The 16,507-nt window shown below is 45.6% G+C and carries 10 protein-coding genes and 3 pseudogenes; 2 read left to right on the forward strand and 11 right to left on the reverse strand.

Translation table 11 applies throughout. The features are described from left to right. Positions 1–147 precede the first annotated feature (147 nt). From HW560_RS24245 to HW560_RS24270, 7 genes and pseudogenes are all read right to left on the reverse strand, one after another. A complete protein-coding gene (locus HW560_RS24245; protein WP_179264967.1) occupies positions 148–861 on the reverse strand; it encodes a glycosyltransferase family 2 protein in 714 nt (237 codons plus the stop codon). Positions 862–1,003: 142 nt separating this feature from the next. Next, entirely contained in the window at positions 1,004–2,095 is a 1,092-nt protein-coding gene (locus tag HW560_RS24250; RefSeq protein ID WP_179264968.1) for a Gfo/Idh/MocA family protein, read from the reverse strand. A 12-nt stretch (positions 2,096–2,107) separates the two neighbouring features. After that, the gene (locus HW560_RS24255; RefSeq protein WP_256222035.1) at positions 2,108–3,031 is read right to left on the reverse strand and encodes an AraC family transcriptional regulator; all 924 of its coding nucleotides are present in this window, start codon (positions 3,029–3,031) and stop codon (positions 2,108–2,110) included. A gap of 18 nt (positions 3,032–3,049) precedes the next feature. Next, a complete protein-coding gene (locus tag HW560_RS24260) occupies positions 3,050–4,054 on the reverse strand; it encodes a Gfo/Idh/MocA family protein (protein WP_256222034.1) in 1,005 nt (334 codons plus the stop codon). Positions 4,055–4,292: 238 nt separating this feature from the next. Then, a pseudogene (locus HW560_RS34500) lies at positions 4,293–4,448 on the reverse strand (YheC/YheD family protein); the annotation flags it as partial. Positions 4,449–4,824: 376 nt separating this feature from the next. Then, a complete protein-coding gene (locus HW560_RS24265; protein WP_179264969.1) occupies positions 4,825–10,023 on the reverse strand; it encodes a S8 family serine peptidase in 5,199 nt (1,732 codons plus the stop codon). A gap of 658 nt (positions 10,024–10,681) precedes the next feature. Further along, positions 10,682–10,852 (reverse strand): annotated as a pseudogene (locus HW560_RS24270) (YkvA family protein); the annotation flags it as partial. 1 nt (position 10,853) lies between these two features. On the opposite strand from HW560_RS24270, the pseudogene HW560_RS34505 reads away from it, so the two are divergent. Continuing rightward, positions 10,854–11,018 (forward strand): annotated as a pseudogene (locus HW560_RS34505) (sporulation membrane protein YtaF); the annotation flags it as partial. 120 nt (positions 11,019–11,138) lie between these two features. Here the strand turns inward: HW560_RS34505 and HW560_RS24275 are convergent. From HW560_RS24275 to HW560_RS24290, 4 genes are all read right to left on the reverse strand, one after another. Then, the gene (locus HW560_RS24275; RefSeq protein WP_090897359.1) at positions 11,139–11,732 is read right to left on the reverse strand and encodes a hydrolase; all 594 of its coding nucleotides are present in this window, start codon (positions 11,730–11,732) and stop codon (positions 11,139–11,141) included. Next, a complete protein-coding gene (locus HW560_RS24280) occupies positions 11,704–12,933 on the reverse strand; it encodes a multidrug efflux MFS transporter (RefSeq protein WP_090897355.1) in 1,230 nt (409 codons plus the stop codon). Before HW560_RS24280 ends, HW560_RS24275 begins: the two co-directional genes overlap by 29 nt. Before the next feature lie 76 nt (positions 12,934–13,009). Next, positions 13,010–13,840, reverse strand: a complete 831-nt coding sequence (locus HW560_RS24285; RefSeq protein ID WP_090897351.1) for an AraC family transcriptional regulator — start codon at positions 13,838–13,840, stop codon at positions 13,010–13,012. 225 nt (positions 13,841–14,065) lie between these two features. After that, on the reverse strand, positions 14,066–15,319 hold the full coding sequence (locus HW560_RS24290) for an RICIN domain-containing protein (protein WP_167434799.1): 1,254 nt from the start codon (positions 15,317–15,319) through the stop codon (positions 14,066–14,068). Positions 15,320–15,562: 243 nt separating this feature from the next. Between HW560_RS24290 and HW560_RS24295 the strand changes: the two genes are divergently transcribed. Continuing rightward, on the forward strand, positions 15,563–16,498 hold the full coding sequence (locus HW560_RS24295) for a carbohydrate deacetylase (protein WP_179264970.1): 936 nt from the start codon (positions 15,563–15,565) through the stop codon (positions 16,496–16,498). The last annotated feature ends 9 nt before the right edge of the window (positions 16,499–16,507 follow it).

Genomic DNA, 16,507 nt, shown 5'->3' on the forward strand with positions numbered 1-16,507 from the left:
TATACCATTAATATAATTCCGACTAAACAGATATGCAATACTTTTTTTTATGAATTTATAAATCGTTTTCAACTCAGTCTGTTTTCCAAGCAAAAAAGGATGCATCTGCATTAGACAGACACATCTTTTTAGTTTGAATTATTATCTCTATAATTCCTTATCTGCATATGATCTGAAATTTCCCGTAACAGCTAACCGTTTGCTTCCTGCTAGGTAAAAGCTATCATCTGCTCTCCAGGTATGACTTTGTTTATTTTGTCTCCGGTGATACACATAGTTATATGGTGACGTAGCATAGGTTTTGAATCCTCTTTTTCTGCATTGTCTTAGAAAGGTTACATCTTCCCCAATGGAACGGTCCGTGAATCGGACCTTCTTTAATACTTCCCTTTTGAACAGAAGTGTTCCGCCTTGTATGAATTCCACATGTTTATTCTTTTCTTCGGGTGATCTGACAAGCAGCGTTTTAGAAGCACCCAAGTAAACCAGACATGAATGTTTGCCCACGATATCACTTTTTGTTCGTCTTAGCCCATTCACTTGTTCTTTCAAATAAAATGGCGAGTAGTAGTCGTCATCATCAAATTTGGCGATCAACGGGAATCGGGCTCGGGTAATTCCCGCATTTAGACTTTGTCCGAGCGATATGCTTTCTGGTACTTGATAGACGCTAACATTCGCATGTTTTCGAACGCGATTTTGATATAATTGCAAATTCATGCTGTCATGATTCAAAATGATGATAAGCTCTTTTGCCTTATAGCGCTGTCGATTGTAATTTTGCAGGATGTTGTCAAAGAATTGTGGCCGATTGGTACATACAATAATGGACACACCGTTTCCCGTTTTATTTCCAGTCATGACATACCCTCTTTTCTGCACATATATATTTTTTCATCATACGTTCAGAAGTAGAGAATGGTATAGACGAATCGATAGCGTATAAAACACCAAAAAACCCTCTGTCCTCAAGATCAGACAAAGGGTTCTTTTCATGCTAGGCTTAATTGGATTCGTTCATATATACGGCTTTACCTGTACGAGCGGACTCATAGAGTGCCTCCAGGATCTGTGAAACTACCAAAGCCTGTTTAGGAGTTACAACTGGCTCCAGATCTTTATCGATCGCTTCAATCCATTTTCTCATCTCTACATCCGGTGCACTTTCACTCTTTCCATCGTAGAAAGCGACCCCGCCTGCACTCAGTTCAATTTCGTTGGTGTACAAACGGCTGAATTTCTCGCCATTGATGCGCAGGCCATTCTTCATATCCGCACCCGCTTCGCTTCCGCTCAAGCTGCATTTCGCTTCATCCACGTCCAGTGAATTCAATGCCCAGCTGGATTCCAGCATAATTGTCGCGCCATTCTCCATTACGATCATACCAAAAGCGGAATCTTCAACCGAGAATTTTTCCGGGTCCCATGGGCCCCATGCATTCGCTGCATTTTCTCTTTGTGAAAGCTCGTGATACGTTGTGCCCAGAACAACCTTCGGTTGATAGTTATCCATCATCCACAGCGTCAGGTCAAGTGCATGTGTACCGATGTCAATCAACGGTCCGCCGCCTTGTTTCTCCTCATCAAGGAAAACACCCCAAGTTGGTACCGCTCTTCTTCTGATCGCATGTGCTTTGGCAAAGTAAATCGAACCCAGTTCGCCAGCTTCACACAGCTGCTTCAGGTACAAGCTGTCTTCTCTGAAACGGTTATTGTATCCGATGGTCAGTTTTTTACCCGTACGCTCGGCTGCTTCAAGCATTTTTTGCGCTTCAGCAGATGTCTTGGCCATTGGTTTTTCACACATGACGTGTTTTCCGGATTCAAGTGCAGCAATAGAAATCTCTGCGTGAGAGATATTTGGCGTAAGAACATGAACAATATCAATCGTTTTATCCTGAAGTAATTCTTGATAATCCGTATATACCTGTGCTTCGGAACTACCATACTTTTCTTTGGCTTCTTCGGCACGTTCCTGAACGATATCGCAAAAAGCAACCAGTTCTACATTATCTAGCTTGCTCAGACTTGGCAGATGTTTGCCGTTTGCAATCCCGCCACAGCCAATAATCCCTACACGATACGTTTTACTCATATCTAATCACCCTCACTTTTGGTTTGGTTGTTTCATTTTACGGAAAGCCGATGGGGTCATCCCCAGACGCTTGCGAAAAACAGCATGCAAATAATTCGCATTGGTAAACCCTGAAGCCAGGGCGATTTGTTCGATGGAAACATTGCTTTCTTCCAGATTTCGGCACACCGCGCGCAGGCGAATATCCTCCAACACACGGCTGAAAGGCATTTCCGGCTGAACCTGATAAAAGATGCGTTGCAGTTGTCTGCTGCTAATATGCAGCTTCTCCGCTACATTTTCCAGCGTTACCGCTGAAGGATGATTCGCTTCCATATACTGAATGGCATAATCATACCTGTACACAGACATGTCTCGCACAGGAGCTTCCGCCCGATTCCCCCCGATATCGTAGGCTCGGACGGTCTTCAGTAGAATGCTGATCACCTGCTGTTTAATAGACGTGTAATATCCGATCAGTTTACGGTCACAAGCCTCATAGGCTTCCAGAAAACAGTTCATGGCGCGATGATAATCATGTACCGGAGCAAGAGGAAGTGTTCTAAGCTTTTCGATCGTTTCCTCTGATTCTGCTGCCTCCCACGGATCTACATCCTCTCTGGGATGTTCAATAATATCCACGTGCAGGCATAATTCATCCATGGCCTCTTGGGAATCCGCCTCCTGATAATGAACAAGACCCGGACCCGTTAAATACAGCATGCCTTCAGAGAGCGGATGCATCTCATCCCCCAAAATGACTTTTCCTTTCCCTCTCGGGATGAAATGGAACTCGAATTCCGCATGGTTATGAAAATCAACGATTCTGCCTGCCGGAAAAGAAGTCAGATGAAATCGCAGAACCCTTATCTCGTAATGTCCCCACAGGATCGAGACATCCAGTCTTTCCAGGATATCCTGTCGTTCAAGCATCTTCTCAAAAGGATATCGGCTCAATGTGGCACCTCCCAATACCTATCCCTGTAACTCTTTCAAGGAGATTTTGCGCCCTTCCTTCGCAGAAAGGTTGGCTGCCTCCATCAGGCGAGTTAACTGAGTAGCCGTCTGCAAATTCTCGGTAGCCATCGTATCATTCTGAATATGGGATACCCACTGGCTGAATGCGCTTTCTCTTCTGTCCAGCAAAGGAATCTCCGTCCATTCTTTCTGTTGATCTGAACCCACATTCGTACGAATTAATAGCTTATTCTCCGGTGTTCCGTATAACAATGTGCCCTCTGTACCATGAACCTCTATCGCAAACGGCGAATGACTGTTCACAAATCCAGCCTCAACTACACCGATCGCTCCGGAATCCGTAAATAAGGTGGCTACCGCGTTATCTTCCACTTCTTTTCCAGTAACATATCCAAAATTAGCATTAACCCCTGTCACCTCTTGACCCAGGAACAGATTTGTCAGATACATCGGATGACAACCGAGGTCAATTAATGCTCCGCCCTGGCAATCTTTCAGATCGTAAAAATGCTCAGGCAGCCAATTGGCAATCGCACCGTTATGCGAGAGACGCACACGAACATAAGTCACCTTACCAAGTAGTCCTTGGTTCAGAACATCTTGAATCGTTAATGTATATCCATCGTTCAAACGCGGTAAAGAAACCGTCATTTTCACTCCGTTATCCTGTACATCCGAAATGATCGTATTTACTTCTTTAATGGTTGAAGCGATCACTTTCTCTGTAAAAATGTGTTTGCCCGCTTTCGCGGCAGCAGTGATCACATCTTCGTGAAGACGTGTCGGTGCATCCACAATGACGGCATCGATGTTGTCCTGTGCCAGCATATCTTCAAGCGAAGCATAGAAGGGTACGTTCAGACGTTCAGCAGCTTCCTGTCCACGCTCGGCATCTTCATCCCATACAGCAGCCATCACCGTATCTTCGTGCTCCTGAGCCTGTTTAATGTAATCCCAGGCATGTACGTGCCATAAGCTTATTTTCCCTATTCGAATGGTCACTATGATTAACCTCCATACTATATGATATTCTGACATCTAACTATAAATTAACACAGACCTGATCTAATTTTAATAGGAACTTACGACAATAACTATATAAAATTACGACACGAATTAGAATTACCTTCTGAGAACAACAAGCAAAAAAGCTTCCTGTTCACCAAGTGGTGAGGATAGGAAGCTTTCTCTGCATGTAACCGTTCGAAATCAAGGATGTCCAAAGTTAGGTTGAAGATTTTTATAGCTTATGATCTGTATGGTGGAAGTACCCGATTACCTTGCGATACATCGTCTTATCTTTTAATTGATTAAATATATATGGATCGGGCTTGGCATTCACTTCAATGATTCAGGGTTTCAGACTTTGGTCAAGTCCAACATCCACGCCAATTCTCTAACATCCCATATCTGGTTATCATAGATTTTAGATTCACCTTGTTAAACTTTTGTGTATCAGGTATGAACGGTTTTATTGAATCATTATTGATAAGCTGCTTTGTTTTTAGCCATTTGCTTCTTAACGGTTGTGATTTCTCAATATCCGCAGCTCGTTCCTCCCGTCTTCATATCCAACACATCTCGCTGTTACATTAAGCTGATGCATTATATGCAATATCATTGAAGAATCTTAGGCAACACTTCTTGAATTTACACACAAAAAGCCGACAAGCCCCTATCTTTGGGCTTGTCGGCTTTTCAACTTAACAATTTCAAATCATCGGTTCCGTTTCCATTTGAAGCTGGATGATCAGCATTTCTCCATACTTCAATTAAGGCAGCAGATTTTCGTCAGCTGGTACATTCGTCTCCGGAGCTTGTGCTGCTGAAACGAACAATCGTCCTGGCGCTTCCACTTCGACTTTGTTTCCTGCCTCATCCTGCGCACGGATTACGATCACTCCACCCTCAAGCACCAGCGAAGATGCCGTGGTATAGGTGCCTGAATAATGACCAGGTTCTGTTTCCACCAATGGAATCTCTGCACCAGCCTGTGTGCTCAGATTGGATGGCAGTTCGATCCGGAAGGAAGCCTGCAATTTAGGGACACTATCGAACGAAACCGTTACGGTTTCTCCTGCCACAATCCGTACATCCTCCGCCGGAGAGATATTGGTCAGTTCAGGCAAAGACGTTTCCACATAAACCGTCCGTATCACGGTTGTTTTATTGCCTGCAATATCTGTTGCAATGATTGTGATTGTGTTCTTGCCCTCATTCACAAGTACGCGGTGATTAAAGCTTCTATCTTGCTCCAATTTCACCTTCTGTCCGTTAATGGTCACTTTATCGAGGAATTGGTCCTGTGCATCACCCGTCACATGAACGACTTCTGTGTTGGTTCGGCTTCCTTCCTCAGGTGTAAGAACCGTTAACACAGGTGCTGTCTGATCCAAGATGATGACAACTGGAAGGGAGCGGTCTGTCGTTTTACCGTTAACTACTGCCTCGGCAGTTATGGCATTAACCCCTGCACGAAGTTTAACATTCAGCTTGAATTTTCCATTCTCCACTGTCGTTGTTCCGGCTAGTTCTTTCCCGTTATATATCTTGATTTGAGCCCCAGAAGCTGGGGAAGTTCCCGATACATCAAATGTCGGCTGGTTGGTATAGGTGTTCGTCGGTTGCGTGAGTACTGGTGCATTGACCGGATATTTCACTACTGCACGAATCATATAGTTACCCTCTTCTGCTGGTGCAGTACTCCATACACCGCCTACACGCTGCCAGCTCCGACCTGCATTCACACCATTTTCATCAGTTGCCAGTCCCGGTGCGCTCGTTCCGACAGCAGTCTGTACATAGACGATATAGAAATCACCTTGTACCACTACAGGTTCAGGAAACTCAACGGTTGTCCACTGATCATTGCGCAATGCGGTACCATCGAATGGTCCTGCCAGCAATCGGCCTGGCGCTCCACCCGATCCAGAGGCATCATAGACGGCATATTTAAATGCCGTTCCACCTGGTACTGGCCATTGTGTATTCCAGAATCGAAGTGATGCACCTGTAAGCTGTGCTGTCTCCAATTCTGGCGTCATACGTACAGCCCATGCGTTATCCGCGGCCACAAAGGCTCTTGCATTTTCAGCCGTTCCATCGTCATAAGCGATTTCACCAGGAAATCCGATAAATGGTTTTAAGGCAACTTTCGCTTCGACTGTACCGTTTCCAGGTACCGTTACGTTTACAGTTTTGCTATAATAGTCCGTCGCGATGACCGACAAGGTATAGCTTCCTTCCAGAACATCCAGAACGAATTTGCCGTCTGCTCCTGTGCGAACAGCGCCCACTTGAACATCTTCCAACACGAGAACGGATGCTCCAGCTATAGGTTTTCCTGTCCGTTCATCGCTCACAATACCTTCAATCTTACCTTGGGGGATGGTTTCCAGATTGAAGTTGGCTGTTGCTCCACTACCGTCCGTGATCGTTACCGTCTTCGTCTGAGGATAATATCCATAGGCCTCAGCCTTCAACGTGTAATCACCCGCCACGTGAGTGAAACTGTATTTGCCTGTTGTCGGGTCCGTCTTCACTGAACGCCCTGTTTCCAGAACGGTAACCGTTGCACTTGCAGGCAAGCTTTGCGGTGTCACAGAACCTGTGCCAGGTTTCTGCACTTCTGGCTGCTCCTGCTTGGTTTTATTGAACTCAGCCTTGTCCGTGCTTGAAACTTTGTACCAAGGAGTATCATATTCCGGCTTAGGCTTGTCACTGTTCAGAACAACCGCAGTATCTTTCGTAACCGTCTCAGCGGCGATACCCAGAATGCGGAAGTCATCAATGTACCAGCCTTGCTTGACAACACTGCTGTCCGAAGTCAATCTGAACCGGAATTGAACTTCATTTCCTTTCAATGCAGCCAGATCATAGAATACCGGAGTCCATTGTTTTCCATTGGAAGAATGAGAGAACTTGCCAAGCTCAGACCATGTGTTGCCACCGTCTTTCGTGGCTTCAACATAACCGTAATCATATCCACTTTCGATTTCATACCAATGATTGAACGTCAGCGTAGCTTGATCCACCTGGGTTAGATCCACGACTGGTGATACCAGAGAATAGTTAGAACCGTTCTCATAGGTGCTGTCCAGATCAGTTGCCCATACATTCGGCGAAGAAACCGCACTGGCAGGTCCAACGACGGGTACTCCGCGTTCCCACTCGTCCTTGGTTCCCGAATGAGTCCACCCATTGTCACTGTTACCATCAAAGTGATCGATGAAGATATCTTCAGGGACCTCCACCGTAATGGATACCTCATTCGACTTGTCACTCTCATTGCCACTATAATCAAGAGCGGCTACCGTATAAAAATAAGTCGAATCTGTTACTGTAGCCGTATCCGTAAATGTCGTTGCAGAAGTATTTCCGAGCAATTCATAACCTGAGCCTGAATTTGTTGAACGATACACGTTGTAGGATTTCAGATCCTCATCGTCCGATCCCGTCCAGGACAAGTTTACGTTCCCCAGAATGTCGGCAGAAGCGGACAATCCGCTTGGTGCTCCCGGAGCAATATCATCTGGAGCTTGTACTGAAAAGTCATCGATATACCAACCAGCCTTTTGAACAGAATTGTCACTGGTCAGATTAAATTTGATAAATACCTGTTGACCGGCGTACTCACGCAAGTCAATATATTGCGTTTTCCAGCCTCCACCGGCACCTGTAAAGCTCAATGCCTCTTCAAATGCAAAATCACTATCCTCTGTTGCAATATACACTTTGCCAAAATCGATGTTGCTCTCCAAATCATACCAGTGCTTGAAGGTTAATAATGCTCCCTCTGGGCTCTCGGTAAGATCAATTGGTGCTGCGAGCAAATAGGCATTGCTGTTGGCTGCATAAGTACCCGTCAGATTGGTTGCAATCAGCTTGTCACCAGAGAAGGCACTTCCCGGTCCACTTGTTGGTGCTCCCCATGTCCAAGTGTTGCCAACTCCACCCGAAGTAAAGCCCAGATTGTTTTCCTCAAAATCCTGCAGATACCCAGGCTGGACTCCATTCGATACTGCGACCTTGTAAACTTCACTCTCAAATCCGTTATTGCCATAATCATTGACCCGGATATAATACTCCAAGCCTTGTGACTCGATCAAAAATGCCGGAATTGTCGCTGTGTAGGTTCCATCTTTGGCATCCCCAGCTACTCGATTCATCGGCAGATATACGTACTGGCTCGTACCTGTTGTTTTGGCAAAAGCCTCCACTGTGGTTACCCCGACATTATCGGTAACACGCGCAGACAGTGGAATATCAAGCCCGGAAAAAGCAGAATTGACAGGCGTATGTTCCAGGACCGGCGCTTCCAGATCGTCACCTGCTGTAACAACTCTGCCGGATACCGTGCCTATGCCTTCAAGGACGGAGCCCACAGCATCCAGTGCATTGATAATGCCATGACCGTAGCCGTTATTAGGCGAGGTTGGATACCGGCTGTCTGTTCTCGGTGTTGCTGTATCCATAATAATTTGCTCCAACTGATCAACCGTAAGGGAATGATTGGCTTGAAGCAGGAGTGCGGCCAGTGCAGTAGTATGCGGGCCTGCCATGGATGTACCGTTCCAGCCCCCCTCATATACTCCGCCCGGAACAGAGGAACGGATGTTAACACCTGGAGCCGAAACTTCCGGTTTAATTTCCTCATAAGGGGAAGGACCAAGGAGGGAAAAAGAAGCCAAGTTCCCGTTGATATCCGTTGCTCCCGTAGCAAAGCTCTCTGGATAGTTCGCAGGGTTTGCAACCGAACCTGGGCCTCCCGGATTCGTCAGTGTCACATTCCCGGCTGAGAATTCCGGAAAGATCTGTGCATCACGCCAGGCCTGAACCATTGGACGGAACCACTCGTCCAATCCTGGACCACCACCCCAGGAATTGTTAACCACATCCGGGGCAAGCTCAGGATGCAAGTTTCCTTCAGCATCCACTGGAGCAATCAGCCATTGCCCGCCATCCAATATAATGGCATCCGTGGTACTCGGATTGAAAATCCGGACTGCAATCCATTTTGCTCCAGGAGCTACCCCGATCTTGTTGGTGCCGTTCGCTTCGGAGCCTACCATGGTACCCATCGTATGTGTACCATGACCGTCTCCATCCGCAGGAAGGGAGGCATGGCTATGGGGATCATACCAGCTTAGCTCAGGATCAACGACATTACCCGAAGCATCAAGCCCTCTCCATTTGCTGCGGAGCGCCGGATGGGTATAATCCACCCCGCTGTCCAGGTTGGCAACAACGATTCCTGTACCGTCGATTCCTCTATCCCAGACTGCTGGCGCATTGATAGAATCAATGTTCCATTCAACGTTCTCTGTCTGCAGGCTCTTATCGTTAGCAGCTGCACCTTCCTTCGACTCTGCCTCTTTGGCTGGTGCCTTGGCAGACTCCGTTGCCGGAGCAGCTGTTGCATTTTCGCTGCTAATCTCAGTTTTCTGCATATAACGCTGCTCGTTAGGCAGTATTTTATCCACCTCGGGAAGAAGTGCAATCTGTTCCATGACATCCTTCGTACTTGTTACTGCAAGTGCGTTAACGATGAAATAACTTTTATAATCTTTGACTTTGCCAAGGTCAAGTTCCTGTTCAAGAAAACTTTCCAGGGAGTACTGGGATCGCGAGGCCGTTTCCCGCAGAGAGCTGACAACGGTACTTCGCACGGACAGTTTCGTTGCCGAAGCCGTTTGCTTTTCGATTGTTGCCTTTTGCAAGGCTTGTTTGGAGACAGAGGCTGTATCTACCTGTTCTTTCATTTTCACCAGATAAGTAACATAATCATTGCTCTCAAATTCCTTGCTCAGCTTGGCGTTGACTTTAGAGGTGGTGATATTGTCCGAGCTGGATTTCATGTCGATCTTCTGCGATGCGGCGTTTTCAGCTGAAACCGGATGAATGATAGATAATGCAAGGAGAAGCGACAGGCCCATGGAAAGCGGCTTGCGTAAACGATTCATCTTTATCAAACTTTTCCACTCCTTTTACCCGGTTTTTGTAATACAGCGATTCACTGTATCCATTTCTTTAAACGAAACGATGATTGAAACGGCCTCCACTGGACAGACTTATTGCGTTTATTTACACCAAGCCTCACCTCCTTTACAGGACAGGTAATGAAATTACATCGTATGTGAAAGTTAATAGATAGCCAATTTCAGCTATATGAAAGAGGTGGATTTCAGATCAATCCATCTTGTGCGCGGAAGTTTATTTGCATGCATTTAAGGAGGGTAATCACCGGCGTTAGCAAGAACGCATACTTTACATGGGAGTATTATGGATCTGAGTAGATCAGGAGATTTCTTTGCCTATGTACAAACCAACACTTAAAATTACATATAATATAAAATTTAGAATCTAATTGTATATTTATGGTATATTATAGAGTCACAAAAAGAGATATACAAGCACTTTTATAGAAAATAATAGAAAATAAGCCTTTTTAATGCTTTTATAAGTCTAATGACTCTCCCTTATTCGTCCGCTTTTCACAAATGCGAACAACTCGGCTTTTTGATTGTCCCAGACAGTTCTTTATAACTATGTCTGATTCATTTGGACATCAAAAAGAACGACGTGAGAAACTTCACGCCGTTCTTTGTAGGTTCTCCCAAGCCAATCATGTTATGTGCGCTGCTTCAGACGATCCAACACCAGATACACAACGATCGCATCATCCAGATAACCAATCGGAAAGAGATAGTCGGGAATCAGGTCGGCAGACGAAATAAAGTATAACAATGCACTGCCGATCAGAGAACGATCATTCTCAGGTGTAATCTCATCACAGTATTGAATTTCCCTCACCGCAGTGATCGGCAGTTTTGTTACCGTATGGTTTGGTGTGTGGATGGGGTCCAAAGCGGCTAACATTCGTATTGGTTCATTCACATTGGGACAGTTCGGAACGCTTGTCAGCGGGATTCTCTTATTACTGATTGCGGCCAATAATTTGTTCTAATCATTTATGGCAAACTCCAAAAAAGGAGATATCTGATCAGATGTCTCCTTTTTGAGCATTTTAGAATTTTGTTGATGGAAATTGTCTTGTCAGAATCCTTGGCTATATACCCGGCTTATCTTATTTCAGTGCCGTAACCACTTCTTCACTGGAGCGAATCCGACCCAATCTGGGGAAAATGGTTTTACAAACGTAGTCATGCTCTTCCTTGGTAGCAGCTGTCATTGCATCTTCTACGAAAATCTGTTGATAACCATGCTGATAAGCTTCTCTGGCTGTAGTATCCACGCCGATTGACGTGGAAACACCACATAATACAATGGTATCTATTCCCCGACGGCGCAACTGTAGATCAAGATCCGTACCAAAGAAAGCACCCCATTGACGCTTGGAAACCGTATGATAAGGAGTATGGGCAGTCATTTCAGGCACAAATTGATCCCAGTCTGCGCTAAACTGAATCGCTCCCCGTTCCATATCCGTCTTTGGCTTTAACATGTCTTTTCCATCAACGGACGATACTTTTACAAGCACGACAAAGGCTCCCTTTTCCGTAAAAGCCTCTGCTAACTTGGCTGCATTCTCCACCACCTGCTCACCTGTGCGTGGAGCCTGCAGCGGGCTATTCACAATCCCCTTTTGCAAATCAATCACAACCAACGCTGTTTTTTCAGCTGAAATTTGTTCAGCTTCTGCTTTGTTCAAGTTTTCCATGATCTTCTCTCCCATTTGTTTCAAGTTTTCTGTATACCTTAAAATACACCCAGCCAGCATTGATCCATATCAATGCACTGGTAATGAGAAACACATATCGTATTCCCATCCAGGCGGCCACTTGTCCACCCAAAACGGCACCGCCGAATACACCCAGATATCCTGCTGACATATTAAAACCAAACATTCTACCTGTCAGGGAAGCCGGTGTAATTTTTTTGATCAGCGTATTCACCGAAGGAATCAGTCCGGCTGCTGCCAATCCCAATAAAAAACGCAGACCCATCAATTGCCACGGACTCGTTACAAAAGCCTGCGCTATGAAGAGAACTCCGGCAGCTAGAAGAGCAGCCAGTATTACTTTCTGCGCACCTATTCGGTCCGATAGCTTGCCCATTCTTGGTGCCGCAATGAGATTGGCGAGTCCTGATGCCGAGAACACAATTCCGGCCAACAGAGCAACATGCGAAGTGTTACCGGAAAGCTGCGTAATATACACGGTAATGATAGGCTCCACCGAATATAAGGCCACAGTGAGTACAAAAAAAGTAACAAACAAGTGAATCGTCAGACTTTTCTCGGGCACTTTTCGCCAGACTTCCCTGAGGCCAAGCACCACCTTGTCCTCTCGCGTGAACGATTCCTTCACAAATAGAGCGGTCGTAATAAAGGCGACCATCATCAGACCACCCGTTATAAAAAACGAATTCTGGAGGCCCCAATTTACCCCAATGAACCCACCAATTGTTGGACCGATCAAGGAACCTGCGATGTTGGCGGTTGAAAGTGTGCCCAAAGCATAGCCCGCATGTTTGGAATCGGTTTGGGTCGCTATCAGCGTTGTACAGGCGGTGCTATATCCTGTGATGGCACCCTGTAGCAGCCGAAGTCCAATGAGCATGTACACATTCGTTGAGAACCCCATACAACCTACCACTACAGCCATGCCCAAACTGGCTCGAAGCAGCATCGGTTTTCTTCCCCATCGGTCGGCAGCCGCTCCCCATATGGGGGAGAAAATGGCGGAAAGCACAAACGTGATGCCAAAGGCAATTCCGGAGAATTGGGCAATCGCTGCTGAGTCATTCACACCAAGCTGCTTGATGTACAGCGGCAAAATCGGTGCGATCTGACTCATGCCTACTCCGGTCACAAACATTCCGAACCAGCATACAATCAAATTTCTTTTCCACAGCGGCATATCAACAAGCCTTCCTCCTGCTTCAGAATCATATCCTCATCTTAGCGATCAGAACGGCTATGCACCATGCATTATGTTAAACTCCATGGACATTTTTGCTGTAAAATTCCGATGGACTCATTCCTTCCAATTGTTTAAAAAGCCTACTGAAATAAAACTCATCCGTGTAACCAAGTAACTGCGCCACCTCTTTCACTTTGTTGTTTCCTTCCAGGATCATCTCTTTCGCCTTATCCATCTTCAGTTTGTTAAAAAATTCGATGATGGAATATCCTGTAATCTCTTTGAAGGCTCTTGATAAATACGGGGCAGATAGCTGCACCAGCTCAGATAATTCGGTCAAGGTGACTTTACGATGCAGATGTTGATTCATATAGTTAATGATCTTTTCCACTTTCAAGGATGTGGCGTAATTACGATGACGTTTTTTTATATTTTGGCCGATCGCGATAATCAATTGCTGTAGTAAGGACTTGGTGCTAAACTCATAACCCGGTAATTTCGTATACCAGGTGTCTACCATATGTTTAAATACTTCTTCCAATTGATAATAGTCCTGTAATTGCTGGACAGCGGGCAAGGGAAACATCTCAACGTCCTCGTTTACAGTCCATATATTGTCATTCTGCTCGATCCGGACATAACTGAAGTGAACCGAAAAAAAACTTATGGGATTCTTAAGGTCAATCTCTATCAAGTGAGGGACATCCGGCTGAAGGTAGATCAGGACGCCTTCCTGAATGGTATGTCTTTTCCTATCAATGGTAATTTCCGCTTTGCCACCTGTAATAAAAATGAGTTCGTGATGTTGGAGCGTCCTCACCCCTTTATTTGAAAATGTCCGAAGTTCATTCGGTTTCCTTGAGTTGCAGTATAAAATATGGAAAAAGAGCTGATCTATATTCATGGTTCCCTCCACGCACATATCTTTCATTCAATCCTGTTTCTGACGAAGATAAACCTAAACGAACAAAAAAACAAGCTGCCTCCACTAAAATATGGATTGCAGCCTGTTTCGTGATTTTTTATTTTTTTGATCATCAAACGAAATCAGGTGATGTTCACGCCACCACTTGCATAGCCGACAACATCAAGTTTTGTGATGAATACACCTAAACGTATTGCCATTTAATTAATTCAATTTGTTAAACGACCATCGTTGTGCATCTGTACCATTATCATTCCATTGCTGGATCGCAGCCCCATCCGCCGTTGAAGAGCTCGACACATCTACTGCCAAGCCATTCACCTTGGAAATGATTTTGTAGTAACCGTTACCCGCATCCTGGATGCTCCACCTTTGGGCGTTAGAGCCGTTATCATCCCATTGCTGGAGCTGTACGCCGGGTGATGCTGTTGAGTTAGGCACATCCAGAACTTTTCCGCTGTGAACAGCCGTGAGTTTATAGAAACCATCTCCAGTGCTGTCGACCCTGAACGTTTGGTTACTCGCACTATAGTTGGTCCATTGTTGTACTTTGGCTCCGCTTGCCGTAGATACATCCACGATATCCAACACTTTACCGCTTGCTTTGGAACCGATCGTATAGAGGCCTCCGCTGACAATGTTCGGTGTACTCGCTGCTTGATATACCCGCACATAATCCACCAGCATTTGTGATGGGAAAGGTGTTGCATTATTAGGGCTTCCAGGCCAATTCCCGCCCACAGCCATATTCAACAGGAGGAAAAACGGACGCTGGAACTCCTCGGTGTTGCCTGTTCCATTTTCGATGTAAAACTCATTGAATTGTTTGCCATCCACAAACCATCTTATATATTTGGAATCCCATTCGATGCTGTACACATGAAATTGGGAAAAATCAAGATTCTCCGATATCTTTCCATAATCGGCATGCCCGTTAGCATCCCAGTGCACGGTACCGTTTACAAAAGCATTGTTGTTGACCCGCTCCATAATGTCAATCTCTCCGCTCTTGGGCCAGCCGACAGAATTAATATTACTTCCCAGCATCCAAAAAGCAGGCCACAGCCCCTGACCGGACGGCAGCTTGATGCGTGCCTCAACCTTCCCGTAAGTAAAATCCTTCAAACCTTGGGTTTTGATTCGTGCGGAGGTATAGCTGCTGCCATTGTAATTTTCTTTACGTGCAGTGATGACCAGATTGCCACCTGTAACTTGCAGGTTCTCGGTGCGATTCGTATAGTACTGCAATTCATTATTTCCCCATCCACCGCTGCCGGTACCAATCTCTGCAGACCAATTCGACGTATTCAGAGAACTTCCATTGAATTCGTCACTCCATACCAAATTCCAGTTGGTCGCTGCGTTGGTCGTCGTGCCAGGCAGCAAAGCGATTAGGAAACTGAACAACACCAGCGTACTTACGATTTTTCTTTTTTTCAACAATCTTTCCCTCCCCATATTAACGGACCGATTCTGAACGGGATACCCCTATTTTTCTCAATCCGTAACAACGTTTACATTAAATGTATTCTACCTGCGACTCGATTATTTCTACCAGCGAACATGATATATCCTGGACAAGAAAGCATTCGAAGTATTTTATCAGGCCTGTGCGAATGAACGGTCCATACCTTGTGACCTTTAATATATTAGGGAAATGGAAAATGATTCGTTCTCAACGTGAGGAAGGAGATCAGAGGTATGAGCAAGCAAGTGATCATTAATGCGGATGATTTCGGGCTGTCTCCCGGCGTTAATGAGGGAATTATTCAAGCGTATCAGGCGGGTGGAATTACGAGTACCTCGATGATGGTGAATATGCCGGGCTTTGATCATGCACTGAGTTTAGCCAGGTCACTGCCGGACCTCGGAATCGGTTTGCATTTTAACCTGACTTACGGGAGACCCGTGTCCGATCCGGCCCTTGTGCCTTCTTTGGTGAATCCTGACGGTTCTTTTCATCATGGCCAGTGTGGTTTAATACGAGACTTCGCTGATATTGCCAAAGAACTCGATGCTCAATGGAACGTTTTGGTTCAAGCGTTTCTTTCACCCACACATCTCGATTCCCACCAGCTGCTGCATCAGAACGATCCCATCATATTCAAAATCATGGCGAAGAAAGCCATCCGTGAAAACATCCCGCTTCGGAGATCACAAGTCCGGCACGCAAGCCCTGATATGCCAGCCCCTCGGATGACGGATACGATTCTGTTGGATACTTATGGAGATCATGAGGGTTTGCAGCGAATGCTTCAACATTTATCTACGCTCCCAGATGGCATAACCGAGATTGTATGTCATCCGGGATATGTCGATGATGCTCTGCGTGAAATCTCCAACTGGCTGGACATTCGCGAGCATGAGCTTGCCGTGTTTGTCAGTCAGGATGTTCCCCGAACGATACAGGCGTTGGGCATTGTGCCAATAAACTACAGAGCGTTGATGGAAACTACGGAAGAACCATGCGAACTGCCACCAATACAAATGACATCCCCTCTCAAACCAATAGAAAAAAGGCGGCCTCGTCATATGCGGCAGCGCTTATTGAAGCGGCAGCGTATGGCGAAGGTACGTCGTCTGTCCAAAAAGCGAAGAATGCTCCGTCGATCTTCTTCAACCCGCAAACGAGTGTAATTCATTGCT

Source organism: Paenibacillus sp. E222, assembly GCF_013401555.1.
In the GTDB taxonomy this organism is placed as follows: domain Bacteria; phylum Bacillota; class Bacilli; order Paenibacillales; family Paenibacillaceae; genus Paenibacillus.

Coding starts and splice junctions, on each gene's coding strand:
- HW560_RS24250 (WP_179264968.1), bottom strand. CDS start 2,095: ATGAGTAAAACGTATCGTGTAGGGATTATTGGCTGTGGCGGGATTGCA.
- HW560_RS24245 (WP_179264967.1), bottom strand. CDS start 861: ATGACTGGAAATAAAACGGGAAACGGTGTGTCCATTATTGTATGTACC.
- HW560_RS24275 (WP_090897359.1), bottom strand. CDS start 11,732: ATGGAAAACTTGAACAAAGCAGAAGCTGAACAAATTTCAGCTGAAAAA.
- HW560_RS24285 (WP_090897351.1), bottom strand. CDS start 13,840: ATGAATATAGATCAGCTCTTTTTCCATATTTTATACTGCAACTCAAGG.
- HW560_RS24280 (WP_090897355.1), bottom strand. CDS start 12,933: ATGCCGCTGTGGAAAAGAAATTTGATTGTATGCTGGTTCGGAATGTTT.
- HW560_RS24295 (WP_179264970.1), top strand. CDS start 15,563: ATGAGCAAGCAAGTGATCATTAATGCGGATGATTTCGGGCTGTCTCCC.
- HW560_RS24290 (WP_167434799.1), bottom strand. CDS start 15,319: ATGGGGAGGGAAAGATTGTTGAAAAAAAGAAAAATCGTAAGTACGCTG.